The sequence below is a fragment of the Sessilibacter corallicola genome, from assembly GCF_021290925.1.
In the GTDB taxonomy this organism is placed as follows: Bacteria; Pseudomonadota; Gammaproteobacteria; order Pseudomonadales; family Cellvibrionaceae; genus Sessilibacter; species Sessilibacter corallicola.
Map to the genome: position 1 here is coordinate 193,030 of NZ_JAJSLX010000004.1, position 26,173 is coordinate 219,202.

18 protein-coding genes are annotated in these 26,173 nt (G+C 45.3%); 7 read left to right on the forward strand and 11 right to left on the reverse strand.

Annotated features, from left to right (window positions below; translation table 11 throughout):
* Positions 1–45 precede the first annotated feature (45 nt).
* The 5 genes from LU361_RS17545 to ybiA all read left to right on the forward strand — a co-directional run bounded on the left by LU361_RS17545 (position 46) and on the right by ybiA (position 5,491).
* Positions 46–1,764, forward strand: a complete 1,719-nt coding sequence (locus LU361_RS17545; RefSeq protein ID WP_233090330.1) for a glutamine--tRNA ligase/YqeY domain fusion protein — start codon at positions 46–48, stop codon at positions 1,762–1,764.
* Between the two features lie 175 nt (positions 1,765–1,939).
* The gene (gene cysS, locus LU361_RS17550) at positions 1,940–3,325 is read left to right on the forward strand and encodes a cysteine--tRNA ligase (RefSeq protein ID WP_233090331.1); all 1,386 of its coding nucleotides are present in this window, start codon (positions 1,940–1,942) and stop codon (positions 3,323–3,325) included.
* Between the two features lie 58 nt (positions 3,326–3,383).
* Complete coding sequence (locus LU361_RS17555; protein WP_233090333.1) at positions 3,384–3,578, forward strand: DUF3012 domain-containing protein; 195 nt, start codon at positions 3,384–3,386, stop codon at positions 3,576–3,578.
* A gap of 71 nt (positions 3,579–3,649) precedes the next feature.
* Complete coding sequence (locus LU361_RS17560; protein WP_233090334.1) at positions 3,650–4,420, forward strand: lipoprotein intramolecular transacylase Lit; 771 nt, start codon at positions 3,650–3,652, stop codon at positions 4,418–4,420.
* A gap of 576 nt (positions 4,421–4,996) precedes the next feature.
* Positions 4,997–5,491: a riboflavin biosynthesis intermediates N-glycosidase gene (gene ybiA, locus LU361_RS17565; RefSeq protein ID WP_233090335.1), complete on the forward strand. Its 495-nt coding sequence runs from the start codon at positions 4,997–4,999 to the stop codon at positions 5,489–5,491.
* An 80-nt stretch (positions 5,492–5,571) separates the two neighbouring features.
* On the opposite strand, the gene LU361_RS17570 is transcribed toward ybiA, so the two are convergent.
* The 4 genes from LU361_RS17570 to metH form a co-directional block, all read right to left on the reverse strand.
* Complete coding sequence (locus LU361_RS17570) at positions 5,572–6,066, reverse strand: DUF934 domain-containing protein (protein WP_233090336.1); 495 nt, start codon at positions 6,064–6,066, stop codon at positions 5,572–5,574.
* Complete coding sequence (locus LU361_RS17575) at positions 6,050–7,714, reverse strand: nitrite/sulfite reductase (protein ID WP_233090338.1); 1,665 nt, start codon at positions 7,712–7,714, stop codon at positions 6,050–6,052. Before LU361_RS17575 ends, LU361_RS17570 begins: the two co-directional genes overlap by 17 nt.
* Positions 7,715–8,539: 825 nt before the next feature.
* Positions 8,540–8,746: a DUF2970 domain-containing protein gene (locus tag LU361_RS17580; protein WP_233090339.1), complete on the reverse strand. Its 207-nt coding sequence runs from the start codon at positions 8,744–8,746 to the stop codon at positions 8,540–8,542.
* A gap of 295 nt (positions 8,747–9,041) precedes the next feature.
* Positions 9,042–12,737, reverse strand: a complete 3,696-nt coding sequence (gene metH, locus LU361_RS17585; RefSeq protein WP_233090341.1) for a methionine synthase — start codon at positions 12,735–12,737, stop codon at positions 9,042–9,044.
* Between the two features lie 422 nt (positions 12,738–13,159).
* Here metH and nfuA point away from each other — a divergent pair, with 422 nt between their 5' ends.
* Complete coding sequence (gene nfuA, locus LU361_RS17590; protein ID WP_233090342.1) at positions 13,160–13,744, forward strand: Fe-S biogenesis protein NfuA; 585 nt, start codon at positions 13,160–13,162, stop codon at positions 13,742–13,744.
* A 160-nt stretch (positions 13,745–13,904) separates the two neighbouring features.
* Here the strand turns inward: nfuA and LU361_RS17595 are convergent, their stop codons facing one another.
* The 6 genes from LU361_RS17595 to LU361_RS17620 all read right to left on the reverse strand — a co-directional run bounded on the left by LU361_RS17595 (position 13,905) and on the right by LU361_RS17620 (position 23,803).
* Positions 13,905–14,306, reverse strand: coding sequence for a hypothetical protein (locus LU361_RS17595; protein WP_233090344.1), 402 nt, complete (start codon positions 14,304–14,306; stop codon positions 13,905–13,907).
* A gap of 494 nt (positions 14,307–14,800) precedes the next feature.
* Positions 14,801–15,871, reverse strand: a complete 1,071-nt coding sequence (locus LU361_RS17600) for a 3-deoxy-7-phosphoheptulonate synthase (protein WP_233090345.1) — start codon at positions 15,869–15,871, stop codon at positions 14,801–14,803.
* A 162-nt stretch (positions 15,872–16,033) separates the two neighbouring features.
* Positions 16,034–19,498, reverse strand: a complete 3,465-nt coding sequence (locus tag LU361_RS17605) for a UvrD-helicase domain-containing protein (RefSeq protein WP_233090346.1) — start codon at positions 19,496–19,498, stop codon at positions 16,034–16,036.
* Positions 19,488–22,430, reverse strand: coding sequence for a PD-(D/E)XK nuclease family protein (locus tag LU361_RS17610; protein ID WP_233090348.1), 2,943 nt, complete (start codon positions 22,428–22,430; stop codon positions 19,488–19,490). Before LU361_RS17610 ends, LU361_RS17605 begins: the two co-directional genes overlap by 11 nt.
* A 73-nt stretch (positions 22,431–22,503) precedes the next feature.
* Entirely contained in the window at positions 22,504–23,364 is an 861-nt protein-coding gene (gene murI, locus LU361_RS17615; RefSeq protein ID WP_233090350.1) for a glutamate racemase, read from the reverse strand.
* Positions 23,365–23,371: 7 nt separating this feature from the next.
* Positions 23,372–23,803 carry a tetratricopeptide repeat protein gene (locus LU361_RS17620; protein ID WP_233090351.1) on the reverse strand — a complete coding sequence of 144 codons (432 nt, stop codon included), beginning with the start codon at positions 23,801–23,803 and terminating at the stop codon, positions 23,372–23,374.
* Between the two features lie 99 nt (positions 23,804–23,902).
* Between LU361_RS17620 and LU361_RS17625 the strand changes: the two genes are divergently transcribed.
* Positions 23,903–24,436 (forward strand): DUF2489 domain-containing protein, encoded by a 534-nt coding sequence (locus tag LU361_RS17625; RefSeq protein WP_233090353.1) that lies wholly within the window; start codon positions 23,903–23,905, stop codon positions 24,434–24,436.
* A gap of 119 nt (positions 24,437–24,555) precedes the next feature.
* Here the strand turns inward: LU361_RS17625 and trmA are convergent, their stop codons facing one another.
* Complete coding sequence (gene trmA / locus LU361_RS17630) at positions 24,556–25,662, reverse strand: tRNA (uridine(54)-C5)-methyltransferase TrmA (protein WP_233090355.1); 1,107 nt, start codon at positions 25,660–25,662, stop codon at positions 24,556–24,558.
* Between the last annotated feature and the right edge of the window lie 511 nt (positions 25,663–26,173).

Here is a 26,173-nt window from a genome sequence, read left to right on the forward strand (position 1 = left end):
GGGCACTAAACTAAAAGTGAAAATTACAGAAAAGTAGATCAGTTAATGAGTAATGAATCTGCGCTAGAAAATAGCCGACCACTGAATTTTATTGAGCAAATTATTACCGACGATTTGGAGTCTGGAAAAACTCAGCGAGTTGTAACTCGATTTCCGCCAGAACCCAACGGGTATTTACACATTGGCCACGCCAAATCGATCTGTTTGAATTTCGGCTTAGCTCAGCGATTCGGTGGCGAATGTAATTTACGCTTTGACGACACCAATCCTGCGAAAGAAGATCAGGAATACATCGACTCAATTCGTCGCGATGTCGAATGGCTCGGTTTTAAAATTGGTGAGCCTGCCAGTCCGAATGTTTTTTTTGCGTCTTCTTATTTTGACAAACTCTACGACTGGGCCATTACCTTAATAAAAGAAGGTAAAGCGTATGTGTGTGGTTTGTCTCCCGATGAAGCGCGTGAATACCGAGGCACGCTGACGGCGCCGGGTAAGAACAGTCCATTTCGTGATCGAAGTGTCGAGGAAAACCTGACTGAATTTGAAAAAATGCGCGATGGCGTGTACGACGAAGGCGCGTGTGTTTTGCGGGCAAAAATCGATATGGCCGCGGGCAACATTAATTTGCGTGATCCAATTTTGTATCGTATTCGCAAACAATCTCATCACCAAACTGGCGATAAGTGGTGCATTTATCCTACTTACGATTACGCCCATGGCCAGGAAGACGCGATTGAAGGTGTCACTCATTCGATCTGTACGTTGGAATTTGCGGATCACCGTCCTTTATACGACTGGTTGATTGAGAATTTACCGGTTCCGTCGCAGCCAACGCAGTACGAGTTTGCTCGCCTGGAGCTGAATTACACGGTCACTTCTAAGCGCAAGCTCAAGCAGTTGGTTGACGAAAATTACGTTGATGCCTGGGACGACCCGCGCATGCCGACCATTTCGGGTATGCGTCGTCGAGGTTATTCGGCGGCATCGCTGCGCAATTTCTGTGAGTTGATCGGTGTCACCAAATCTGCCAGTACCGTAGATGTTGGCATGCTTGAATACGCCGTGCGCGATGATTTGAATGCGAATGCTCCGCGTGCAATGTGTGTTTTGTCACCTTTGAAAATCGTGATTACGAATTTCGCCGAGCAGACCGCTGAGTCGAGCTTAATGGTGACTCAGCCAATGCACCCCAATAAACCAGAAATGGGTGAGCGCAAAATTCCGTTTACCTCTGAAATTTATATTGATCGTGCTGACTTTACCGAAGATACAACGCTTTCGAGAAAGAAATTTAAGCGTTTGGTCAGCGGTGAATACGTTCGTCTGCGCGGCGCTTCGGTAATCAAAGCGGAATCTGTCGAAAAAGACGAAAACGGTGAAATCGTTACCGTGAATTGCACCTTGGTTCCCGATACTATTGGTTCCAATCCGCCCGAGGGTATTAAACCGCGCGGTGTTATTCACTGGGTTTCGGCACAGAATTGCGTCGACTGCGAAGTTCGCTTGTATGATCGTTTGTTTAACGATGAAGCCCCGGATGCTGGTGGTAAGAATTTCTTAGACTGCATTAATCCTGATTCGCTGGTGATTGTCTCGGGTGCGAAAGCCGAAGCCAGTTTATCGTCTGCCGAAATCGGCACGGCTTATCAGTTTGAACGCGAAGGTTATTTCACGCTCGACAGTCGTTATTCAACCGAGGGTAAATTTGTTTTTAACCGTACTATCGGTTTGAAAGACAACTGGGCGAATAAAGTGAAAGATTAAGTGGTATTGGGCCAGCAATAAATGTTCACAAATTGCTGGTTCTTTTACGTACTTATATACGTACCCATAACTCATCAAGTTTGTACCCCACACGGTCATATTTAGCTGGTAGGTTAGATTATCGGTGCGGTGAATACTTATTTTAATTGTGCTACCGGATTAGTCGGTAAGATTTATGAATGCAAATGTTTCCCTGCGAGTTTACAACACCAAAACTCGCCAAAAAGAAGAGTTTCAACCTTTAATTCCAGACACCGTGACCATGTATGTGTGTGGTCCAACGGTTTACAACTACGTGCATATCGGCAATGCCCGACCTGTGGTTGTGTTTGATACTTTATTTCGCGTTTTGAATAACCTGTATTCCAAGGTTACTTACGCGCGCAATATTACTGATATTGACGACAAAATCATGCAAGGCGCTGCGCAAGCGGGTCAAAGCATTGCGGAATTTACCGAAATTTATACCCAAGCCTATCAGGAAGATATGGCGGCATTGAATAACTTGGTTCCGACCATTGTTCCGAAAGCAACTGATCATTTACCTAATATGGTGGAATTGATCGAGCAATTGATCGCTAAAGGGCACGCCTACGCCGCTGAAGGTCATGTGTTGTTTGCGGTACAAACAATGGAAGATTACGGCAAATTATCGAATCGTTCATTAGAAGATATGTTAGACGGTGCGCGTGTAGAAGTTGCTCCTTATAAAAAGTACGCCGGTGATTTCGTGCTTTGGAAACCGTCGTCGGACGACGAGCCGGGTTGGGACAGTCCTTGGGGAAGAGGGCGTCCGGGCTGGCATTTGGAATGTTCGGCAATGGTTAAAGCGCATTTAGGCGAAACCATTGATATTCACGGCGGTGGCCGAGACTTGGTGTTTCCGCACCACGAAAATGAAGTGGCGCAAAGTCAGTGCGCACACGGCGGTAAAGAATACGTTCGCTATTGGATGCACAACGGTTTTGTGAATATCGAAGGCGAGAAAATGTCTAAGTCGTTAGGCAATTTCAGAACAGTTCGTGATTTGCTCGGTTCGCACAAAGGTGAGGCGATTCGTTTTGCCTTGTTAACGGCGCAGTATCGTTCAGAAATAGATTTCAGTGCTGATTTATTGCATCAATCGAAAGCCACTCTCGACAGTTTTTACGGCACCTTGCGCGATTGCGCTGATATCGAAACGGTAGACACCGATATTTCTGAATCGGCCGGTTACCAAGCGTTGCTTGATGATTTAAATACACCGGTTGCCATCAGTGAATTACACGCGCTTGCAAAAATGTTAAATAAAGGCTGCGATAATGCGGCGGCGGTTAAATCGGAATTTTTGCAGCTCGCTGGATTTATGGGTTTATTGCAGCAATCGCCAGAAGTTTGGTTTAAAGAATCAGTCGGTGAAGACGGTCTGAGTAACGAAGAAATTGAAGCGTTAATTGCAGAACGTAAGCAGGCAAAAATCGATAAAAACTACGCTCGTGGCGATGAAATTCGCGAGTTGCTGAAATCCAACGGTATTGTGCTTGAGGATTCTAAACAAGGCACTCAGTGGCGCCGTTCTTAATTTCTAAACAACATTAAAACCATTATTTTTGTGATTCTAGACTGGGTGTATTTGACGTATGAAGGTTCTTTTTTGGTTTGGCGTCATTGCTAGCAGCGTGTTGTTAATTGCCGTTGGTATTTTGCTGATTCCTGAACCCGAAGTCGCCCCAGTCTACGATGAAGCTTGGTGTGAATTAATGATGGTTAAACCTAACGCTGATTGGGTAGAAGACGAAACAATTGCATTCAGCAAACACTGTTTGGTTGAGTAGTACAAACTGACATTAATTTCGATGTATTGGTTTACCGATGTATCAGTATTTATCAGTAAAGGGTTTTAGCGGTGAACGGTTTCCAAAAGATAAAGCAACCTTTAACGTGGTTTCCATTTGTTATTTTTAGCTTTATCTCGATTTTATGGATTACGTGGCAACTGCTTTCAACAGTAAATTTTTCGTACCCGTTTTGGTATCGTGTGTTAGATGTCGGTGCGCATATTGAAAAATACGCGCCTCAAAATCGAAATAAAGATAACTTTCAGTTAACCACCGAACAAGAACGCTTTGATCTTTTTGCTCAGGTTGTCGATAGCATTAATAACGATGGTGAAGGCTTAGCGGAAATCAGTTACCACGATCCCTCGGGTAAGGTGATTGATACTTTATATTGGCACGATGAAATCGGTCATTTACGCGACGTGGCTGGATTAGTAACGAAGTTTGATTACGCCGCTTATTTTTCTTTATTGGTTGTTGGACTGTATTTATTGCGGATATTTGCCGTCATTGGCGAGTGGCCCATTAAGCCGAAATGGGCGCAGGCGAATTTATTTGCCGCCGGTGTGCTTGTTGTAACGGCCGCAGCCGTGTTTATCATCGGTCCAAAAGCGGTTTTTTATTGGTTGCATGAAGTTGCTTTCCCATCGGGCGCTCCCTGGTTTTTTTATTATCAAGATTCACTGATGTCAACGGCGATGAAAGCACCGGATTTATTCGGTGGAATTGCCGCTCAATGGTTTGGACTAACGCTGTTGGTTTATATTGTTTGGATTTATTCGGTGGGTTATTTGGCGAAACAAAAAATTAAGTCGAGCGGAAAAATTATCCATAATTGACGTTATAGAAACTGCTGATTAACGTTTTGACTGCCAAAATCAGTGCGTTAATCAGGGGCTCTTATTTCATTTTTCAATCACCTGTATGTATCTAAGCCAGTACAATGTGGTTGTGTTCCTCACAATGTTTTGTTTGTTCAAAATTGTATCGTTAGCGTTAAAATGTAATCAGTGTAAATCCCGTTTTTACAAAAATTAATGCGGTCTACCGAGATTTGTCTTATCCTCATTTCACAGTATATATGGTTGTTTAAATACCTATTTTTTATATAGAAAATTATATAAAGAGAATTTCTGTATTATTCAGCGATTCTATGGCTTTGGTTGAATTTTCATCTCATTTTACAAAGTTTTTCATCGTCGTTTTTTTGTTATAGTGTCTAATGTAAGTCGCATTGAGTACAGGCATTAATTTTATCTAATCATCGATGGATTTTTCGAAAAAAAATCAATGGCGATTTTGCTTGCTTTTTATTTGTAATCTACTAATGGCAGGTATAAAAAGGTGAGAAAAATTGCTCCGACACGCTAATTTCAATGTATAATTATTAGTCCTACTTCGGACCTTTAAGGCTTATGTTCCAACACGATATTTCATTAGAGCAGGCGTACAGTTTTTCCAGATTGGACGAAACCTGTTTACTTTCTACCGTTACTGCGCATCCGTTCGAATTGGAAGGGGATACGTGGGCTACCGCTGAGCATTATTACCAAGCGAAAAAATTTGTTAAGCCTCAGGATATTGAAGAAATCACGAAAAGTGAGTCTGGTGTCGATGCCTATAAACTGGGTAATCGTTGGTGGAAACGTGGTCGTGCAAAAGATTGGAAACAAAAACGTCGTGTCATGATGACTAGGGCACTTTACACGAAAGTCATGGCATTTGAAGAAGTTAAAGAAGCACTGTTAGATACCGGCGACGACAAAATTGTAGAAACTTCAATGTACGATCCCTATTGGGGAATTGGCCGTGATCAGCGCGGTGAAAATATGATGGGTCAAATATGGATGGATATTCGTGCAAAAGTGCGTGCTGATATACGCATCAAAGCGCATGGTATTAGTGCTTAATTTATCCCTTTAAATTTTATTTATAAAAAAGGCTTTCAATGTTGAAAGCCTTTTTTGTTTTTGCAGGATAAGCGATGAACTTAACGTCGTTGGTACAACGGTTTTGGTTCATCAACACCGGCTTGATAGTATTCGGTGAAGTCGCTAAGTGACGCTAGAGCGGCTTCTACGTCTACGCTCTCATCGCCAAATTCAAAGGCGTTGAAACCGCAGCGCTTAAGATAGAGAAGCTGGTCGCGAATAAACTGACCGGTAGCTCGAACTTCACCTTCAAAGCCCAGTTCTTCACGAACAATGCGCGCTTGTGAAAAGCCGCGACCGTCCATAAAGTTTTGGAATTCAAACGCAACCACAGAAACTTTATCCAACAAAGGCGCGCTGTCTTCTGCTGCATCCGCCGGCAGAATAATAATGCCTAGGTTGTCTTTGCTGATTGTGATCTCATCAATATTGGCTTGAACAAAAGCAAGCGGCAACAAGACTTTGCCTTCAGGCAAGGATGCTACGTCGGTTGGCTCGCTGATGGTTTGCCATACGTTCTCTTCTAGAACCCCATTATTAATTAGCTTTGGCATAAACTCGCTCCTTAAATGGCTCTAATCCGATACGCTGATAAGTATCGACAAAGTGTTCTTCTTCGGTTCGTTGGTTGACGTAGATATCCAAGATGGTTTTGATGACTTCTGGAATCTCTTCACGAGTAAACGCAGGTCCAAGCACCTTGCCTAACGAGGCGTCGTTACCGGCTTGGCCACCAAGCTGAACTTGGTAGAACTCTTTACCTTTTTTATCGACACCCAAAATACCAATGTTGCCCACGTGGTGGTGACCACATGCATTCATACAGCCTGAAAGGTTCAGGTCGATAGGGCCGAGATCGTACAAGTAATCCCAATCGTCGAAGGTACGTTGAATATCTTCGGCAATGGGTATTGATTTGGCGTTTGCCAATGAACAGAAATCACCGCCTGGGCAGCAGATCATGTCGGTTAGCATGCCGATGTTTGGTGTTGCGAAACCGTTATCTTTAAGGGCTTGCCACAACTCTGGCAAATCTGCGGTTTTAACATCCGCTAAAACGATGTTTTGCTCGTGAGTGGTTCTGACTTCACCAAAGCTGTATTTGTCGGCTAGATCGGCAATGGCTTCTAGCTGACTGTCAGTGATGTCTCCGGGTGCAACGCCGGTAGGTTTTAGCGATAGAGTCACCGCGCTGTAGCCCGCTACTTTGTGTTGCTGGGTGTTGCGATCCATCCACTTTTTGAAAGCCGTGTTGTCTTCGGCAAAGCTTGCGATTGCTTGGGTGCTGTCGGTTTCCGATAAAGATTCGTACGCAGGCGTGGTGAAGAAGCCTTTCAAGCGATCGATTTCTTCACCAGGTACTTTGGTGTAGGAATCTTTCATTCGCTGCCATTGCGCCGTTACCTTCTCTTTGAAGGTATCGATACCAAGGGCACGAACCAGAATTTTAATACGCGCTTTGTATTTGTTTTGGCGGTTACCGTTCAAGTTATACACTCGAATGATCGCCTCAAGATACGTGAGCAGGTCGTTTTCGGGTAGGAAATCGCAAATTTCTTGGCCGATCACAGGTGTACGGCCAAGGCCGCCGCCGACGAATACTTGGAAGCCCACTTCGCCAGCGTCGTTTTTCTTAACGCGCAAGCCAATATCGTGAACGCGGATTGCGGCGCGGTCAGCATCGGCACCGGTTACGGCAATTTTGAATTTACGTGGCAAGAAAGCAAATTCTGGGTGGAAGCTGGACCACTGGCGGATCATCTCGCAGTAGGGGCGAGGATCAACGCTCTCATCACTGGCGATGCCTGCGAATTGGTCAGAGGTAGTGTTACGAATACAGTTACCGCTCGATTGTGTGGCGTGCATGCCGACTTCTGCCAACTCGGCAAGAATATCGGGAACCTCAGCGAGGTCAGGCCAGTTGAACTGCACGTTTTGACGGGTACTGATGTGGCAGTAGCCTTTGTCGTAGTGACGTGCAATATGCGCTAGGCGACGCAATTGAGTCGAGTTCATCATGCCGTAGGGCACGTTGATTCTAAGCATTGGCGCTAAACGCTGAACGTATAGCCCGTTTTGTAACCGCAAGGGTAGGAACTGTTCTTCTTTCAGTTCCCCTGCGAGAAAGCGTTCTGTTTGCCCGCGAAACTGAGCAACGCGTTCGCTCAGGATTTTGGCATCATGCTGGTCGTAGACGTACATTAAATCAGTTTACCTTATCGAGGTTTATCATAGCTGTTATGAGTGTTATGAAACTTGGAGGCATTTCCTGCCAGAATTCAAATTGGCGCGAAGCATACACTAATCTGGATTTGGCCGCGAGGTAGCATTTGGGAAGGTAACACGAGTAGTTTAGTAACAATTTCTTCAGTTTTATTATACTTTAGTGAAGTTATCGTTCTAATTTCTAGACTTATTCTTACCAATTGCAATAATGTTACTCGTGATCAAAATAAATTCACTAATTCAAGTGTGAAACTTATCAGTACCAGCGTTTATAACAATAATACTTAAATTTAAATCTATTGGAGCTTCGTCTATGAGCAATACAAATAACGATGTTCAAATGCAACATGAAGAAGATAACATTGCCGATTCAATCGCATCTGTGGTGTTAATCGTTATATTTGTAGCAACATGCTTATTTTGGATCAGCGGTCAATAATAAATGGATTTAAACGGGCGCAGCTTTCGCGTCCGTTGACCTTTCCCTTCATTGCTTAACCTTTAATCACACAACAGCTACTTACTCAATTATTTTCTGCCAATTAGTCACTTCCTGCCAAAACGTCACAAGCTCAGCGCTATTCGTTCTGTTTTTAAACAATAATTAAACCACTTTTCCCTGTGTGCTGATAAACATTGCTCCGATAAGCAGTGTTCTAATCAATACCGCAATCTGCACAGGAAAATATGATTGGTAGGCTCTTATGTTCGCAAAATTCAGTTAAACGGTAAAACGCATAGTTTCACTGATAAAAATCGATAACTTGAATATGAGATTAAGAAGTGACGGCGAGCGAACGATTATCCGGCGGAGGATTGGATAATCCACTGAACAAGAAACGCCAGTGACACCACGAACACTACCGTAAACAAAACACCGCCGACAACAAAAACAACAACGCGGTTGCGAGAGAAATCCCGTTCTTGGTTCTTTTGGCTTTGGACACCAAAGGCGGCTGCGAGAATGCTTAACAAGACCTGCCAAAACGACAACTTATCCTGATTCATAACGGCCACCTGTTGGTTGCTGTGTATAGGAGCCTCTAATTAACCTCAAGATCACTCAGGCCAATCAGTTTTTTTCTGATCGAGGCGTGCTTTTGAAGGTCTAACGGGTTAAATCGAAAAAGCACAACGCGGAGCAGGGAAAAACTGGTAGGCCCCGCAGGGCGTGGTCTCAAGCGCACATTTGCAGCGTTGCCGTTTTTATTAAGGACTACGGCCATTAATGGCAAACGCCGCCTTGCAACTGCACGCTTGAGATCACGCTGAGTAATGTTGAGGTTAATCAGAGGCTCCTATATTAGTTATCGTAGTCTAGATTCGGTTGTAACCATTTTTCAACCACTGATGCATCACAGCCTTTGCGTTTTGCTAAATTTTCCACCTGATCGACGCCAATTTTGCCGACCGGGAAGTATTTTGCGTTTGGATTGGCAAAGTACCAGCCCGATACCGACGCCGCAGGAGTCATCGCAAAGTGCTCGGTCAGCTCAATGCTGGTGTTTGTGCTGGCCTCAAGCAATTTAAACAGTGTGGCTTTTTCTGAGTGATCGGGACAAGCCGGATATCCCGGTGCCGGGCGGATACCTTGGTACTTTTCTTTGATCAACGATTCGTTGTCTAAGGTTTCATCGCTGGCGTAGCCCCAGAATTCTTTTCGAACTCTTTCGTGCATGTGTTCGGCAAAGGCTTCGGCCAGGCGATCGGCCAGGGCTTTGACCATAATGCTGGAGTAGTCGTCGCCTTTTTGCTCATAAGATTGAGCCAGTTCTTCAGCGCCGATACCTGCGGTAACTGCGAAACCACCCATGTAGTCTTTAATGTTGGTGTCTTTGGGGGCGACAAAATCAGCCAGAGACAACATATTCTTCACGTCATTGGTTTTGTTGTACTGCTGACGCACATGGTGACAGGTGCCGATTAACTCACCGGATTCTGGATCGTAGACTTCGATATCGTCATCAATGCTGTTGGCGGGCCAAATGCCGATAACGCCGCGAGCTTGAATGAGCTTTTCGTCGATAATTTGCTTCAACATGCTTTGGGCATCGTTGAAGAGGTTGGTCGCTGCTTCACCAACCACCTCGTCGGTCAGAATTTTTGGGTATTTTCCGGCCAAATCCCAGCTGATGAAAAACGGCGTCCAGTCGATGTAATCAACCAGATTTTCCAGTGGGTAATCGTCGAAAACTTTCACGCCGGTTAAATTTGGGGTAGGCGGCTGTGATTCTGACCAATCAGTGGCTTGTTTTTGCTGTACTGCCTTTAGGTAAGGTACGCGTTCACCACGAGGTCTGCGGTTGGCGGTGCGTTCACGTACTTTAACGTATTCTTCTTTAACGTCGGTGACGAAATTGGTGCGCAATTCTTTTGATAGAAGAGAGGTGGCAACACCCACAGCTCGGGAAGCATCCGGCACGTAAACCACTTGGTTGAGATCGAATTGCGGATCAATTTTTACCGCAGTGTGTGCTTTCGAGGTGGTGGCGCCGCCGATCAACAGCGGTTTATTGATGTTTTGACGTTCCATTTCTTTCGCCACTGACACCATTTCGTCCAGCGACGGTGTGATCAGGCCAGATAGGCCGATGATGTCGCAGTTTTCTTTAACCGCAGTTTCGATGATCTTTTCGCCCGGTACCATCACGCCCAAATCGATCACTTCAAAGTTGTTACACTGAAGAACCACGCCCACAATATTCTTGCCGATGTCGTGAACGTCGCCTTTTACGGTGGCCATCAATACCTTGCCGTTCGACTTCGTGGCCTCGTCTTTCTCGGCTTCAATGTAGGGTTGCAAGTAAGCAACCGATTGCTTCATCACGCGTGCCGATTTCACAACCTGGGGCAAAAACATTTTACCGGCGCCAAATAAGTCACCGACTACGTTCATGCCGTCCATCAATGGGCCTTCAATCACTTCCAGTGGGCGCGAGGCTTCTTGGCGGGCTAGTTCGGTATCTTCTTCGATAAACGTACTGATGCCTTTAACCAGCGCGTGTTGCAGGCGCTCGGCTACCGGTAATTCTCGCCATTCGAGATCGTCTTTTTTGGTCGCTTGGCCGCCTGTGTCTCGGTATTTTTCGGCGATTTCCAGCAGAGCATCGGTCGCATCGGGGCTGCGATTGAGGATCACATCTTCAACGCGATCGCGCAGTTCGGCCGGTAAATCGTCGTACACCGCCAACTGACCGGCGTTCACGATGCCCATATTCATACCGGCCTTAATAGCGTGATAGAGGAATACGGAGTGAATGGCTTCTCGAACTGGGTTGTTGCCTCGGAAAGAGAACGAAACGTTACTCACGCCCCCAGAAACACCGGCACCGGGAAGATTCTTGCGAATCCAGGCCGTTGCTTCAATGAAATCCACGGCGTAGTTGTTGTGTTCTTCAATACCGGTGGCAACCGCAAAGATATTTGGATCAAAGATAATGTCGGTCGGGTTAAAGCCAACTTTATCCACTAACACGCGGTAGGAACGCTCACAAATTTCGATTTTGCGCTCATAAGTATCGGCTTGGCCGGTTTCGTCGAATGCCATTACGATAACGGCGGCGCCGTAGTCGCGGCACAGCTTTGCCTTCTCGATGAACTCTTCTTCGCCTTCTTTGAGGCTGATGGAGTTCACAATGGCCTTACCTTGCACACACTTTAAGCCCGCTTCGATGACTTCCCACTTGGAGGAGTCAATCATCAACGGAACACGGGCAATATCGGGTTCAGAGGCAATCAAATTCAAGAACGTGGTCATGGCCTTTTCGGCATCCAACATGCCTTCGTCCATGTTGACATCGACCACCTGGGCGCCATTTTCAACCTGTTCAAGCGCGACTTCTAATGCGGTGTTGTAATCTTCTTCAACAATTAACCGTTTGAAGCGAGCGGAGCCGGTAACGTTACAGCGTTCGCCCACATTGACGAATAGTGAGTCAGCGCCGATGTTAAAAGGCTCAAGACCTGATAAGCGACAGGCCGGATCGGTTTGCGGGATTTTTCTGGGTGGGTGTTGTTTACAGACTTCGGCAATTGCCTTGATGTGCGCCGGCGAGGAGCCACAGCAGCCGCCCAGAATATTCACCAATCCACTTTGAGCGAATTCACCGACGATTTCTGCCATTTCTGCGGGCGTTTGATCGTATTCACCGAATTCGTTGGGTAAGCCAGCGTTAGGGTGAGCGGAGACAAAACAGCTGGCCGAGTTAGACAGCTCAACCACGTATTGGCGCAGCATATCAGCACCCAAAGCACAGTTAAGTCCCATACTGAGCGGCTGTGAATGCGAAAGCGAGTTATAGAAAGCTTCTGTGGTTTGGCCCGACAGGGTTCGGCCAGAGGCGTCGGTAATGGTGCCGGAAATCATCACTGGCAGCTCAACGTTTTGTTCTTTGAAGTATTTTTCGATGGCAAAAACCGCGGCTTTGGCGTTCAGCGTATCGAAAATGGTCTCCACCAAAATAATGTCGGCTCCGCCTTTGATCAATCCGTCGAGGGCTTCAACGTAGTTGTCGACCAGCTCATCAAAGGTCACATTGCGCGCGCCTGGGTCGTTAACATCCGGGCTGATAGAGCAGGTGCGCGAGGTCGGGCCAAGCACTCCGGCCACAAATCGTGGTTTATCCGGGTTTTGTGCCGTGACTTCATCGGCTGCTTGGCGCGCCAATTTTGCCGATTCTAGGTTGATTTCGTGGGCAAGGGATTCCATATCGTAGTCAGACATGGATAATCGCGTCGCGTTAAAACTGTTGGTTTCAACAATGTCTGCGCCCGCGTTTAAGTATTCTTTATGAATGTCTTTAATGATGTCGGGTTGAGTGATCGACAACAAATCGTTATTGCCGGCGATATCCATGTGGTAGTCGGCAAAGCGTTTTCCTCGGTAATCAGATTCTTTTAATTTGTAATTCTGGATCATGGTACCCATGGCGCCGTCCAAAATTAAAATTCGCTCATTAAGGGCAGTTTCTAAAAGCTGTCTGCGAGGTGTTGTTGTCATGAATAAAACCCGTCATCTCTCATTGTGGGTCTATATCAATATTTTTTGATATAGATGCAGGGCCGGAATTCTAACAGAGATCTCCTGCCAAGCAAGTATGCGATAAATTCGATATACGCGTCGAAATCCTGCTTATATCGTATTGTGCGGTCAAAATTGGGCCTGAAAACGGACGCGCTGACCGATTTATCGGCGCGATGGTTGGCAAACCTTGATAAAAGAATAGTTTTTGCTGGTGGATCTTGCGATGATTTGGCAAAATCCCTAGTAGAATACTCGGATATTAATCGGGTGGGTCCCACCAAAGTGGTCTAGTGTACTGAAAACATCGCAGTATACTCGCATCATGAAACCCAGTAATTTCGGGAAAATTAGAAATAAGCTGTTTATACGGCAGCAACTTATTACAGTGGTTAATTTGAATGGCTATGGTTGAAATTACAGAATCTGCTCAAGATTATTTGGCTGAATTGCTCGGTAAGCAAAATGTTGAGGGGATTGGCATTCGTATGTTTGTTTCATCACCAGGAACCCCTACGGCAGAGACTTGCATTGCTTATTGCAAACCTGGCGAAGAGCAAGAAGACGATGAGGTTGTTGAGTACGGTAAATTTAAGGCATTTTTTGAAGGCCGCAGCTTGCCGTTTCTCGAAGATGCAAAAGTGGACTATGCCGCAGATCGCATGGGTGGTCAGTTAACAATTCGTGCGCCGAATTCAAAAATGCCTCGAGTCACTGACGACAGCCCAATTGAAGATAAAATTAACTACGTTTTATACAACGACATTAATCCCGGTTTGGCTGCGCACAACGGTAACGTAACGCTGGTAGAAGTGAACGACGAAAACTTCGCAATCTTGCAGTTTGGTGGCGGTTGTCAGGGTTGCAGTGCCGTAGACATGACACTAAAAAATGGCGTTGAGAAAACGTTAAAAGATAAAATCCCGGAATTGGCTGGGGTTAAAGACATGACCGATCACACCGATACCACCAACGCATACTACTAGGTTGGCCATCTAGGCTAACCGTCATTTAATGTGATGGTCCTTCTGGTCAGTGGCTTTTTGATTCGTCTATTTAAATGCTGCTGACCAGCCACGTTGCCTGTTTTGATTATTTAATATGGCCGATTATTTAACTGAGCGATTCTTCAGATGAGTAGCCGAATCATTCAATCTCTTCAAAATCTTCTACGCTGATACTGGAATTAAACAGGGCATTAAGAAATTCCGCCTTTGATGCTGGATTTCTTTCTTTTGGCCGAACCAATTGCGCGCCAGTTTCGGTCCACACAAGGCTGAATCGACGATATTGTTGCTTGCCGAACTGATTAAAATGCACAGCAATAATTTCGGAGCTAGGGTATTCCAGCAAAACATCATCCGATAAGTAGGCGACTAACTCTTTTAGAATTAGGGATTTATCAATCTCTTCCAAGCTCACAATAAAGACGTATTCTTTATTGCTTACTTTCGCGAAGCGGATGCTACAAGCTTGGCCAGTGACAGAATTCACCAAGCTTTCGGGGGTTTTACTGGATTCAAAAAGAGAATTACTCCAATCAAACATTCCCCTTTTTCCTCTGTTATTAAGTTTGTGGATAATGTGTATAACCTAAGTTATGCACAGCCTGTGTTGGTTTTGAATAAGTTCTTATTACTAAATTACTCTAACATGTAGGTAATTGGATAACTACCGAGAATATACGAATTACCGAAGATTTGACAGGTACTGTGTCTCGGTTACGTGCAGTTACTAAAATATTTGACGTTCAAGTAATAATTTTCGCCTAAAAATTATATTTTGAGAAAGTAACTAAAGTAAGTCAGCACATAAACTGAATTATGTCCTAAACCTATTTTAGTTGATAGTTTGGATTGATGTGAGCGATAGCTGCTCTATTGGGTGAGTTTTTGTGGATATTTTTTTGATTAAAATATGATCTTTTATAAGCTTCGGCGCATAAAAAAACCACAGGGCTTGCGCCGCTGTGGTTTTTTAGAGCTGCTAGCTGTCGCTTATCGAATTATCAATTAACGAACCATCAATTTACGAACAATCAATTAACGGCTAGGCAATTTGTCTTTCAATGCTTCACTCATCTTGATGAGCTGATCAACGGTGGTGTCCCAATCGATGCACTTATCGGTGACTGATACGCCGTAGGTCAAGTCTTCAAGATTGGCAGGTATTTTTTGATTACCCGGACCAATGTTACTTTCGATCATCAAACCAATAATGGACTTGTTGCCTTCAAGAATTTGATGAGTCGCGTTTTCAATAACCAGCGGTTGCAATTCGTGGTTTTTGTTGGAGTTTGCGTGGCTGCAATCGATCATAATGTTTGGCTTGATGCCAGCAGATTCCAGCTCTTTCTCACAAACGCTCACGCTTACTGAATCGTAATTTGGTTTGTTGTTACCGCCACGTAAAACAACGTGACCGTATTGGTTGCCGCGAGTGTGAATAATGGCAACTTTACCTTCGTTATCAATACCCAAGAAGCGGTGTGGGTTGGCAGTTGATTGCAAGGCGTTAATAGCAACAGTTAAGCCGCCATCGGTACCGTTTTTAAAACCGACAGCAGACGATAATCCACTGGCCATTTCGCGGTGAGTTTGTGACTCGGTGGTACGTGCGCCAATAGCAGACCAGCTGATTAGGTCTTGCATATACTGTGGCGAAATTGGATCTAGGGCTTCGGTAGCGGTAGGTAGACCAAGCTCAGAAATATCCAACAGTAACTTACGGCCAATGTGAAGACCTTCATCGATTTTAAAAGAGTCGTTCAGGTGTGGGTCGTTAATTAAGCCTTTCCAGCCTACGGTGGTACGTGGCTTTTCAAAATAGACGCGCATAACAATCAATAGCGTGTCTTTCACTTTTTCTGAAAGCTCTTTCAATCGTTTGGCATAATCCATCGCTGCATCAACATCGTGGATGGAGCAGGGGCCAACAACAATCATCAATCTTGGATCGGTGCGATCAAGAATATTGCGAACGTCCATTCGGCCTTGAGCCACGGTTTGCTCAGCTTTGGCGGATAAAGGCAATTCATCTTTGATTTGCTGCGGTGTAATGAGGATGTCCTGGGAAACCACGTTTAGGTCATTTATCTCTTGCTCTTGGCTCATAGTCGTGCCTGTCTTTTCTAATCTAGGAATTTATAATGTGCGACAATTTTCCATGCACTCGAGCACTTTTCAGTCGTTGAAGCACAGTCTGATTCTAATCCATCTATGTAACGAATATTAACCCCGTAAATCCAATTTATTTTATTATCCACATTAATTTTTTTAAATTTCGTGGAATAAATCCTCTAGGGGGAAGTATAACGCCATTTTTGTCGGAAGATTTTCGCGTTCTTTAAACAGTCTCGCATAGTTTTCTAATGTGGATCGGTGTTGCTCAGATTCTCTATTTAAGAAAACAGATTGCGATTCGCCCTGTGTTGGGGCAGTAGTTTTAAAATCAATAATCCACCGAATGGCTTTGCCACTTTGCTCAGTAATAAAAGTGCGGTCAACAATATAGTGTTTTTCTTGATCGCAATCGAGCAGAGAATATTCGCTACGTGCGCTGCGATGGTTACTCAGCAACCAGCGTCCGCGCTCGGATTTTAACGCGCATTTACAACAATTGATAACCCGCGCAACAGCAGTATTGGCGTCAATACCAAAAATCCCTTCTTGAATTAGCCACGACTTGATTAAATTTCTGTGATTATCGACGGTTTTTTCCGTCCAGCTTTCAATGTTGGTGTTGGCGATTTTTTCCAACATGCGGTGAATAATGGTTCCAATGGAGCGGCTTTGGACGTTATCCAGATTCAATGTTTCTGGAATATTATTTTCGTCGCTAAATTCGTGGCCGCGAAACGGTTTTAGCAACGGCTCTTCTGGGAACTCGAAAATTTCGTCGCGATTATTTCTGAGAATTTTGTGCCAGCGAATAAATTCTTCAGAATTGAGTGGATTTGATGAGTCAGATACTGTTGTTTGAGAATCGTTTCCATTACCGTCAATCAGCGGTTGCTTAGAAAACCCCGCCCAAATCGATGCCAACGCAGAATTCGATGACGGTGTTTTCAATATGCCGTCGTCGTCGCACTCTATATTTGCCATCAGGTGCAGGCTTTTTACCGCGCGCGTGCAACCAACGTACAGCAAACGCACAAGCTCGTAGTAATTGCGTCGTGTGGCCTCAAAGCGTAAAAAATTGTAGAGGTTATTTTCCGGCTCTTTTTCTGAAATTTTTATTTCAGGGTAGGGCGCCATCAACAGCAGCTCTTCGCCGGTTGAGCTGATATTGGTGTGCCAACTGAGTAAGGCTTTGTCGTCTTGGCGTGAGGTTTTATCGAGACCGGGAATAATCACATGATCAAATTCTAATCCCTTCGATTTATGAATTGTCATGACTTGTAGTAGAGGATCGGCGTCATCTGCGGCGCTGGCGTAGAGCTGATCTAGGGCTAATTCAAAATATTGCCAATCTTTAATAGCGACGCCGTCATCGAATTCTTCAATCAATTGCCAAAAGGTATTGCTGTTATCAATGTCGCTTGAGTCAATAAGATTTTCGTTGCCGCCGAGTCCGTGCCAAATGGATTCTAACCACGTGCGCAACGATTTGCGTTTGCGCGTAAGCCACGCCTGCGCAACAACTTGGCTTAATAGCCGTAATTTTGCAAATCCCGATTCGGTTAAATTTGCAATTTGCGACTGAATCGGTAAGTGCTCAATAAAATGAAAAACACTGATAAAGTCGTTGCGATCTAAATATTCGCGAATCGCCAATAAATCCGACGGCGGTAATGCACACCAAGGTGCGCGCAATACCGAAAACCAGGCCAGTTCGTCGGTGGGATACAACATTGCGCGAGTCAAACTCATTAAATCGTGAATCGCCATGCGCTCTTTTAGCGGTTCGATTTCAGTGGCTTGGGGTTTGAGTTGTTGCAGTGTTAGCGCCGATTGGATTTCTTTTAAATGGCTGCGGCTGCGAACCAAAATGGCAATTACGGAATCCGGTTCTTTCGCTTTGAGCGATTTCACCAGAGCCACCACTTGCTGGGATTCCTGTTCGCGCGGCGTGAGTGTTTCTTTGGCGCGTGTGTGCGCGTAACAGTGTACCGACGAGGTGATGTCGTCTTCGGCGTCTTTGGATTCTGGCGCAAATGCGACGGCGCTACTGTATTGTACCGCGGCTCGACTGATGTCGTCCTGAGCCGGAAAGGCTTCAAGGAATGTGGCGTTAACCCAATTAACAATTTCTGCGCTGCTGCGAAAATTGGTGTTTAATGCCATGTCTTCAAGAATAATATGGCCCAAACCTCGTTGGCGAGCTTCCAAAAATAACCCAACTTCGGCGCCGCGAAATCCGTAACACGATTGCATGCCATCGCCCACAAAAAACAGCGTTCGGCCGTCATCGTCTTGCCAACCGCTGGTCAATTGTTTTAATAATTGCCACTGCACATGGGAAGTGTCTTGGAATTCATCCACCAAAATATGACTGATGCGATGATCCAATTTTAACAGCACGTCACTGACGCTGGTATCTTCAACGTGCAAGGCATCCAATGCCGCTTGGGCGACTTCAATAAAATCCACCGAGCCAAGCTGACCAAATAAGATTTTTAAATGGCCGACCAACAGCGGTAATACTTGGGTTAAATTATCTAAAAATTGCCATTGGTTATCGGAAAATTTAGGGTGCGGCAAAACCGCAATTTGCTGAAATTTTTCCAGTAACTCGTCGTCTTGTTGCAGTTGAGCAATAACCGATTTAAGTCGATCCTTCATCTCAACGTGGGTTGGATTTTTCCCCGCCGGTAAGCCAATGCTTTTATCAAATCGCTTGCGCCATTGACCTTTTGCAGTGGTTAACAAACTGATTAATGCGCGCCACTGCGGTAAATAATCTTCGTGGGCGTCGGGCAAACCCGTTGATCCCAATAATTCGGTAATTGGGCTGTCTTTATTCTCAGAAGACAATTGATTGGCGCAAAAGTCGGCGACGATCATTAATTCGCTGGCGTTGGCCATTAATGCCTGCGCGCATTGTTCTAAATGATCTCTGACCAGTATTTGTGCGTTGTCTTCTAATAATTTGCGTTGATCGCGAATGCCAATAATTAAACTTAACCATTGATCTCGTTTCGACAATAATTGGCAGAATAAATCTTCGACTCGTTGAGTGTTGCCGTCCAAGCTTTCAATCAAAGACACCAGGGGTGTGTGATAAGGCGAGTTGGTTTTTTCCAGCCAACTGAGTGTTTCGCGTGCGGCTTGGCGATAGGTAATTTCTGGAAAATCCAAATTGCCTAGCTCGGCCCCGAGTCTGGATTCAATGGGCAACTGCTGAGTGACCGAACGACAAAAACCGTCAATGGTGGTGATTTTTAAGCGGCTTGGGTTTTCCAACAAATGCCATTGCTGCTGTTCGTCTTTTTGCAAAACCGCTTGCGCCAGTGCCCAGGTGTGCGCTTGGTAACTTGGGGTGTCGTCATTGAGTTGATGGCAATCTCGCAGGGCGCTCATTAATCGCGCGCGCATTTCTGCGGCCGCTTTACGGGTAAAGGTAATACACAACACTTCTTCGGGGTATTTCGATCGTGCCAACAACGCCAGTGCTCGTTGAGTCAACAAACTGGTTTTGCCAGATCCGGCTGGAGCCGTGACCACAAACGATTGGCTGGTATCCAGGCATCGCTCTCGAACCGAGAGATCCGCTGGTTGAGTGTGTTGATTATTCTCCATCGTTTAACGGCTCGACTGGACGGTTAGATAATTCCGATGCGTCATCGGCATGATTGCTGGTGTGCAGATCATCGAATGTAATGGTGTTTGGATTGTGCGACCAGAGCGTATACAACTGATGTTTTTCGTTAATGCGATTAAACGGCAAATACGCCTCTTGAAACGGCGCTGCACTCGCGTGATAAAAATGATTCACGTAAACGCCTTCAATAAACTCAGAGCACAACACGCCTAAATTTTCTCGCCATTTTTCAACCAACACATCCCAGTGCGGCAGCTTTTCACCGTCTGCCGAAGCAATGCCTTTAATAGAGGCATTAAAATTACCAATGCCTCTGAATTCTGTATTTTTAGTGCTTACAAACGCAAACGAAATGCCCTCCGGTTGCGGGTCCACCATCATTAAATACAACGGCAATTGCGGTTGTTGGGGGCGCTCGTCAAGCCATTGTTTGGTGCTAGAAATAGCCCCCGATTTATAATCGATAACCAGAGTTTTATCGCCAATTTTATCGAGCCGATCAACGCGTACCGAAAAATTCAAACCGTTAAAACTCGCCGATAACTTAAACTCCGTGGCCTCAACATTAAAATCACCGCGTTCCAGTTCGTAGGTTAACCAGTGGTCAATTAAATTAACCTGTCGGCGAGCTTCAATTTTTTGTATTTCGGGAGAAAAAACGTCGCCTTCGGTGTTTTGGCCAATGTAGCGAATGGTGCGATTAACCCGCGATTCAATTTGCTCGCGCCTTTGTTGCTCAGACAGTTCTGATAATTTGTCTTTGGTTTTTACATCGTCCCAAAACAGCGATAAAACATCGTGTGTGATTTGCCCGCGAGTGGTTGGTTTGATGTGGCGGCTGGCAGGCTCAATCGTTTGCAATTTCAGTCGGTATCGAGCAAAGGCATTAAACGGTTGTTGAGCTTGCCATTGCAGCAACGATGTGCCGCCTTTTTGTTGGCTCGGATCTTCTACAGCAGGGGCAAACACGCAATCTACCCAGGTTTTATGGCTGTGTTTAAATTGCTGTTCGTTGTAGAAATCAATCAGCGTTTTGGTGGTTAATGGCTGGCTGGAATCGTCAGTGCTTGGCGGTTCTTGTTCTTCAAAATCAAACGCCGCTTGCTGAACGTGGTTTTCTTGCTTGGCCTTTTCTTCATGTGCGTCTTCATGTGCGTTCGCTAACGCATTTAACGTCAAACGTGACAACGGAATTTTAGTAATTAAACCGCTGGGCGAGAGTTCGCAGTCTTCGTGCCATTTCGCTGAACTTATATTGACGTTGCGAGCACTGGAAATATACCGCTGCGTCAGTGAATTCGCGTAATTTAATTCTCTCTCAGCCGTGGCGTTGGGAAAATTGTGTTGGCGTTGCAAATCAATGGGCAGCAACGGGTTAGGCGATGGCGGCGCAGGCCAGGTTTGATCATCCAGCGATAACACCCAGGTTGCGTCAAATTGCAGGCCCGCGGCTTCGAGTGCACCAAGTATTTGAATCGGCGTGCCGCGAGTTTGTGCCTGGAATGGCGTGGTCGATGCCGAGCGCGATAATTCAGAAATAAACTGAAACACCGTTTTGGTTTCAGAAAATAAATCCAAATTCACAAGCGACGTCAGCAAATTTTGCCATTGAACCACTTGCTGATATTCCATCGAATCCAAGCGCCGTTGCCCAGGCCAACCAATAATGTCCAACGCTTCAACGCAGTGTTTTACCCAATCTCGATAGCGCAAGCGTTTGGGTAATCGTCGAAAATATTGATCAAACTCTATTAAGCGTTGCTTTAATTGGCTTTCGTCGGCCAGGGCGTGGCGAAAATCGGCGAAATTCAATTCCACCTTTTCCACGTTTGATAACCGCTTGATTGCCAGTGTACTTTCTTCTTGTGCGTAGCCACCGGCCCAGAACGGCGAATTGAGCAAATTGATGCAATCATCCACGGTTAAAGTGCCGCTGTTTAATTTCAGCAGCGATAACGTATCGTGAATTAACGGCGTTGAAGACAGCGGTGTACCCGCCGAAAAGTTAAAGGGCAGGGCGTAGCGTGCGCGGGTAACATTGCGGTAGTGTGGCTCAAATACCTGGCAAAACACGGTTTCTATTAAATCGCGGGTTTGGCCTAAATTGGGAGAAATAATTCCAAGGGTTGTGTCTGGATTATTCAGCAGTTGCTGTTTTGCCCAATTTGCCGCGGCAATGATTTCTTCTTTTCGCGACTGAAATTCAAATCGTTTTACATGCTTTTCTTGCGTGTTTTCCTGTACGTTTTCCGGAGTACTTTCAGGAATATGATTGGTAACTTGCTCGGCGGCGTGATGAAACAACGACAGCGTTAACGGCGGTATGTCGTCAAAACCAATTAAATGAATGTGCCGAGTTTTCTCTAAAACACCATCGTTAAACGCGTCTTTTAAAACGGCTTGTTGTTTTTCGCCAGTGGTCCAAGCGTTTTTTTCCAGTGTTTCATTAAACTGCTGAAACCAGGCAAGAAACGGGTATTGATTGGCTTGGGTTCCGTACGGTGCCAATTGGCTTTGGCTGATTTGCCACAATACCAAACTGCGATACGCCGAATCCGCTTGATTCGATAAGTGTTCCGGCTTTGCCATTGGCATGGCGTCAATATTATTGGCAATAATGCTTTGCCAAAGCTGAACGCGTTGCATTTTCGACAAGCAAACCGACACCTCTAACGGAGCGTGATTGGCCTGAAAGTGATTCCACGTTTGAGTGAGCCATTGGTTGAGGCTAACAATTTTAGGGGATTCAACAATAACGGCGTCAGTGATTGAATCCGCATCGCGTTGGGCGCGCACCACCTGTGCGTAGGCGTTGCGCATGGCGTCGCTGATTCGAGAATTAGCCGTGATGAACGTATCGTGATGTTGGAGCGATGCTAAATAAGGCGTGATATTGAATAGGGTAGTCAATGGACACCTTTTTTAAACGAACAATTTTAAACAGACAAATTTAAACCGGTAATAGAAGATAAATACGCCAGGATTATACAAGGTGCCATTCATTACTAAACCATTGCGACAAATAATGGATTAATCCCGGATTATCGTCCACTGATTTGCTGAACAAACTCGAATACTGTGGGCCATGTGCTGAGTTTTGCTCAAGCGTTAGCCCCAGCTGATGGGTTAATAAATATTCAACGCGATTGGCAATAGCGTCCCCGGAATCAACCCAGTATTTCACTTTTGGCATCAGTTGCTGAAGCTGGGCTTTTACCAGCGGAAAGTGCGTGCAGGCAAGCACGACGGTGTCCATGTCTTTTTCGCTGGCTTCAATCAACACCGACAGCTCTACTACCAACTGGCGGTGGTTTTCTTGATTGATCACGCCTGTTTGGTTGTTGTCGGCGCTCATCAGCGAGCTTTCCGCAAATTCAACCAATTGGCTGCTGCCGCAACGAATCACTGTGCAACCGCTGGCAAACTGAGCGATTAAATCATCCGTATATTGACGGGTGACCGTGCCGGGGGTGGCCAACAAGCCAATGGTTTTGGTTTCCGACAGTTTTGCCGCCGGTTTAATCGCAGGTACAACACCCACAATGGGTAAAGAGAAACGTTCTCGTACACGTTCCAAAACGATGGTGCTGGCCGTATTGCAGGCAACAACAATCAAATCGGCGCAGGCGTGTTCTTGAAAGCGGTGCAAAATATGATCAATGCGATCAACCAGAGCTTGCTCGGTTTTTACACCGTAGGGAAAGTGGAGGTTGTCGGCGGCGTATTGAATATTGACGTTGGGTAATTTTTTGATCAGTGCTTGGGTAATGCTCAATCCGCCAACGCCAGAGTCAAAGACCAAAATTGAGGGAGCATTTGAGGATCGTTTACGTGCGTTTTCCACTCAGTGTTTAACCTACAAGATCAGTAATGTGGCTCAGGTATTTAATGGGCTCGTTGTCAAATAACGCTCTTCCGCTGGTTTTGTAGGCTTTAAGCAGCTCTTTTCGGGCTCGGGTAATCTCGCCAACTTCGGTCAGCGATTGGCCCAGGCGCATGTGCACAAACGGATTGCCGTCAATGCCGTCGCAGTGCAAACACGATTCAAGGGCGTTAATGGCTTGCTCGTATTTGCCGATTTTGAAATAAGCGTCACCGATGGCAGTCAGCACCCACCCGGCCTCTAAATAGTCGGTTTGCGGTGAAGGAATCATCAGCCAAGCTTTGTAGAACAATCGCAGTGCGCGCTCGTACTCGCCGCTGTCGTATTGCTCGTAACCATCACTGCAAATTTGTTTAATATCAACGGCTTTGTCGGTTAACTTGCCATCCAGTTGGGACATGGATTCCTACTCATCAATGAGTTAAAACAAGCTGGGATATCGTCATAGTGGTTTCTTTTCCATCAAATTCCCAGAGGTATTTGAAACGATGGTAACAAATTGGATTTTGTAGGCCAATTGTCTCGTGCCTATGGTATCCTCCGCAGCCGTTTCGAATTGCGTAAGGTCATGGCTATGTATTTGTACATTTTGTTAGCTATCGGGATTGTCATTGTTCTGGGGTTGTCTGCCGTTGCGGGCTACTACCTGTGGCAATTGCATTTGCAACGTAAACAACTCGCCGAAGTAGAGGCCGAACAAGAGCGTGTTCTGCAAGAGCAACGCAAACGCCTGAACAACTCCATTCAACGCCTGGCTCAAGGGGTTATTGGCGAGCAGTTAACCAAAACCGAAGCCGCCATTCGCATTCGTGTGTTGCTCGACGGTTTGGGTGTTGACGACGAAGTGCGCAAAGAATACACCGCCTTTTATATTCTAGCTGGCAAAACCGACCACATTCCCATTTTAGAAGAGTGGAAAAAGCTGCCCAGCAAAGAAAAGAAAAAATTCGATAAAGAGCGCGAGAGCCTAGAAAAAGAATACGGCGATTTTGTACTCGACGCCGCACAGCGGATTTTAGGTAAAACCTTTTAAGTTTTTAACATCGCAGCCCTTCTGGTTAACTGCAGCACGCGTTAATCGTGATAACAGAAGAAGGGCGCTTACTAAATTAGTTTGATTACCAAAGTTTGATTCCTACTATTTGTATTTGATCACTTGCGCACTAGCTTAACGCCGCACTCGATGTGATCGGTGTAGGGGAATTGATCAAACAGCGCAAATTGCGTGGCGGTGTGGGTTTTACTGAGGCTTGCTAGGTTCTGCTCCAACGTGGTTGGATTGCAGGATATATACAAAATTTCGTCGAACTTAGCGACAAATTCAACCGTTGCCGGATCAAGCCCGGCTCTTGGTGGATCGACAAACACGGTAGAAAACTCAAACTTTTGCAGATCAATTTCTCGCAGTCGTCTGAATTCGCGAACACCGTTTAAGGCTTGAACCAATTCTTCGCTCGAAAGCCGAGCAATTTCAATATTGTCGACCTGATTCATTTCAATATTTTTGTGCGCTGCTTGCACAGAGCTTTTTGCAATTTCCGTAGCAAGAACGCGATTAAAATTTTGCGACAGCGGGAGCGTAAAATTGCCATTACCGCAGTACAGCTCTAATAAATCACCGCTATTATTGCGCGTGGCATCCACCGCCCAGGTCAACATTTTTTCGCAAACCTGAGCGTTGGGTTGGGTAAAACCGCCTTCCAATTGCTGATAGGTAAATTTGCGCTCATTGACCGTTAGCGTCTCAAAAACAAAATCTCGATCGAGCACAATTTTTTGCTTGCGACTGCGACCAATAATATCCACTTGGCAATTCAACAAATTAGACAGCTCAGCTTTTAATTGCTTTGCTTGCTCAATCCATTCTTCATTTAATGGCTTGTGGTAAATCAGGGTAATTAACAGCTCATCGGTGAGCGTCGATAAAAACTCGCACTGAAATAATTTTCGCTTGAGCAATTCATTCGGCGTAATGTGCGTAATCAACAGTGGCATAGCGCGATTGATTAATTCATTGGCCACCGAAAACGTTTCCACCTTAAACGGCTTACTCTTTTCCCCAGGCTGGTGCATGGCAAAATAGGTTTCAGTGCCTTCGTGCCATATTTTGAATTCTGTACGCATGCGATAGTGTTGTTTTGGCGACTCAAACACGTCCATTTCAGGCATATTGTATGCAGAAAAAAGAGCCTTAACTTTTTGTATCTTTTGTTCAAGTAAGGATTGATACTGATCTGGCGAGGTAAATTGGTCGGTCATATTAGCGTAACAGTGTGAGAAAAAAGGCTGAGAATTCTACAGCAAACACGAGCGATGATCGAATTTAAACGATGGAACGTTGATTGAATACTAAACTCCATTACAGGTGTGCTGTATATGTAATCGAGTCAATAGAGACAGCAGTGATTAAATTTATCGAAAATACCCGTAAAGTGCTCAGCGTTTTTCGCCAACAAACACAGAACTGGCGAACAATTTTGAAGACTAACTCCAGCGAGAAGCGAAAGCTTCATGGTTGAACGGTAATATGAGCGTCGGCTTAAAGAGTCAGTGCGCTGGCATTGAAGATGGCGTATCCATTCGTGCTAAATTATTCGTTATATTCGGTTCAACTACGCTTAGAAAAGCATCAATAGATGCGTTTTATTGAGCGTTTAACAGTTACACTGTGCTTTTTAGTTCTTATAAATATAGGCAGTAAAAATAAGAGCGCAAAAGAGTGCTTAAATTTACGATGACGTTTCATCATTAACGTAACGGGTTGTATGAC

Coding starts and splice junctions, on each gene's coding strand:
- trmA (WP_233090355.1), bottom strand. CDS start 25,662: ATGACCGACCAATTTACCTCGCCAGATCAGTATCAATCCTTACTTGAA.
- LU361_RS17600 (WP_233090345.1), bottom strand. CDS start 15,871: ATGAGCCAAGAGCAAGAGATAAATGACCTAAACGTGGTTTCCCAGGAC.
- LU361_RS17575 (WP_233090338.1), bottom strand. CDS start 7,714: ATGTACGTCTACGACCAGCATGATGCCAAAATCCTGAGCGAACGCGTT.
- LU361_RS17595 (WP_233090344.1), bottom strand. CDS start 14,306: ATGTTTGATTGGAGTAATTCTCTTTTTGAATCCAGTAAAACCCCCGAA.
- LU361_RS17620 (WP_233090351.1), bottom strand. CDS start 23,803: ATGTCCCAACTGGATGGCAAGTTAACCGACAAAGCCGTTGATATTAAA.
- nfuA (WP_233090342.1), top strand. CDS start 13,160: ATGGCTATGGTTGAAATTACAGAATCTGCTCAAGATTATTTGGCTGAA.
- cysS (WP_233090331.1), top strand. CDS start 1,940: ATGAATGCAAATGTTTCCCTGCGAGTTTACAACACCAAAACTCGCCAA.
- LU361_RS17605 (WP_233090346.1), bottom strand. CDS start 19,498: ATGGAGAATAATCAACACACTCAACCAGCGGATCTCTCGGTTCGAGAG.
- LU361_RS17545 (WP_233090330.1), top strand. CDS start 46: ATGAGTAATGAATCTGCGCTAGAAAATAGCCGACCACTGAATTTTATT.
- ybiA (WP_233090335.1), top strand. CDS start 4,997: ATGTTCCAACACGATATTTCATTAGAGCAGGCGTACAGTTTTTCCAGA.
- LU361_RS17555 (WP_233090333.1), top strand. CDS start 3,384: ATGAAGGTTCTTTTTTGGTTTGGCGTCATTGCTAGCAGCGTGTTGTTA.
- metH (WP_233090341.1), bottom strand. CDS start 12,737: ATGACAACAACACCTCGCAGACAGCTTTTAGAAACTGCCCTTAATGAG.
- LU361_RS17570 (WP_233090336.1), bottom strand. CDS start 6,066: ATGCCAAAGCTAATTAATAATGGGGTTCTAGAAGAGAACGTATGGCAA.
- LU361_RS17580 (WP_233090339.1), bottom strand. CDS start 8,746: ATGAATCAGGATAAGTTGTCGTTTTGGCAGGTCTTGTTAAGCATTCTC.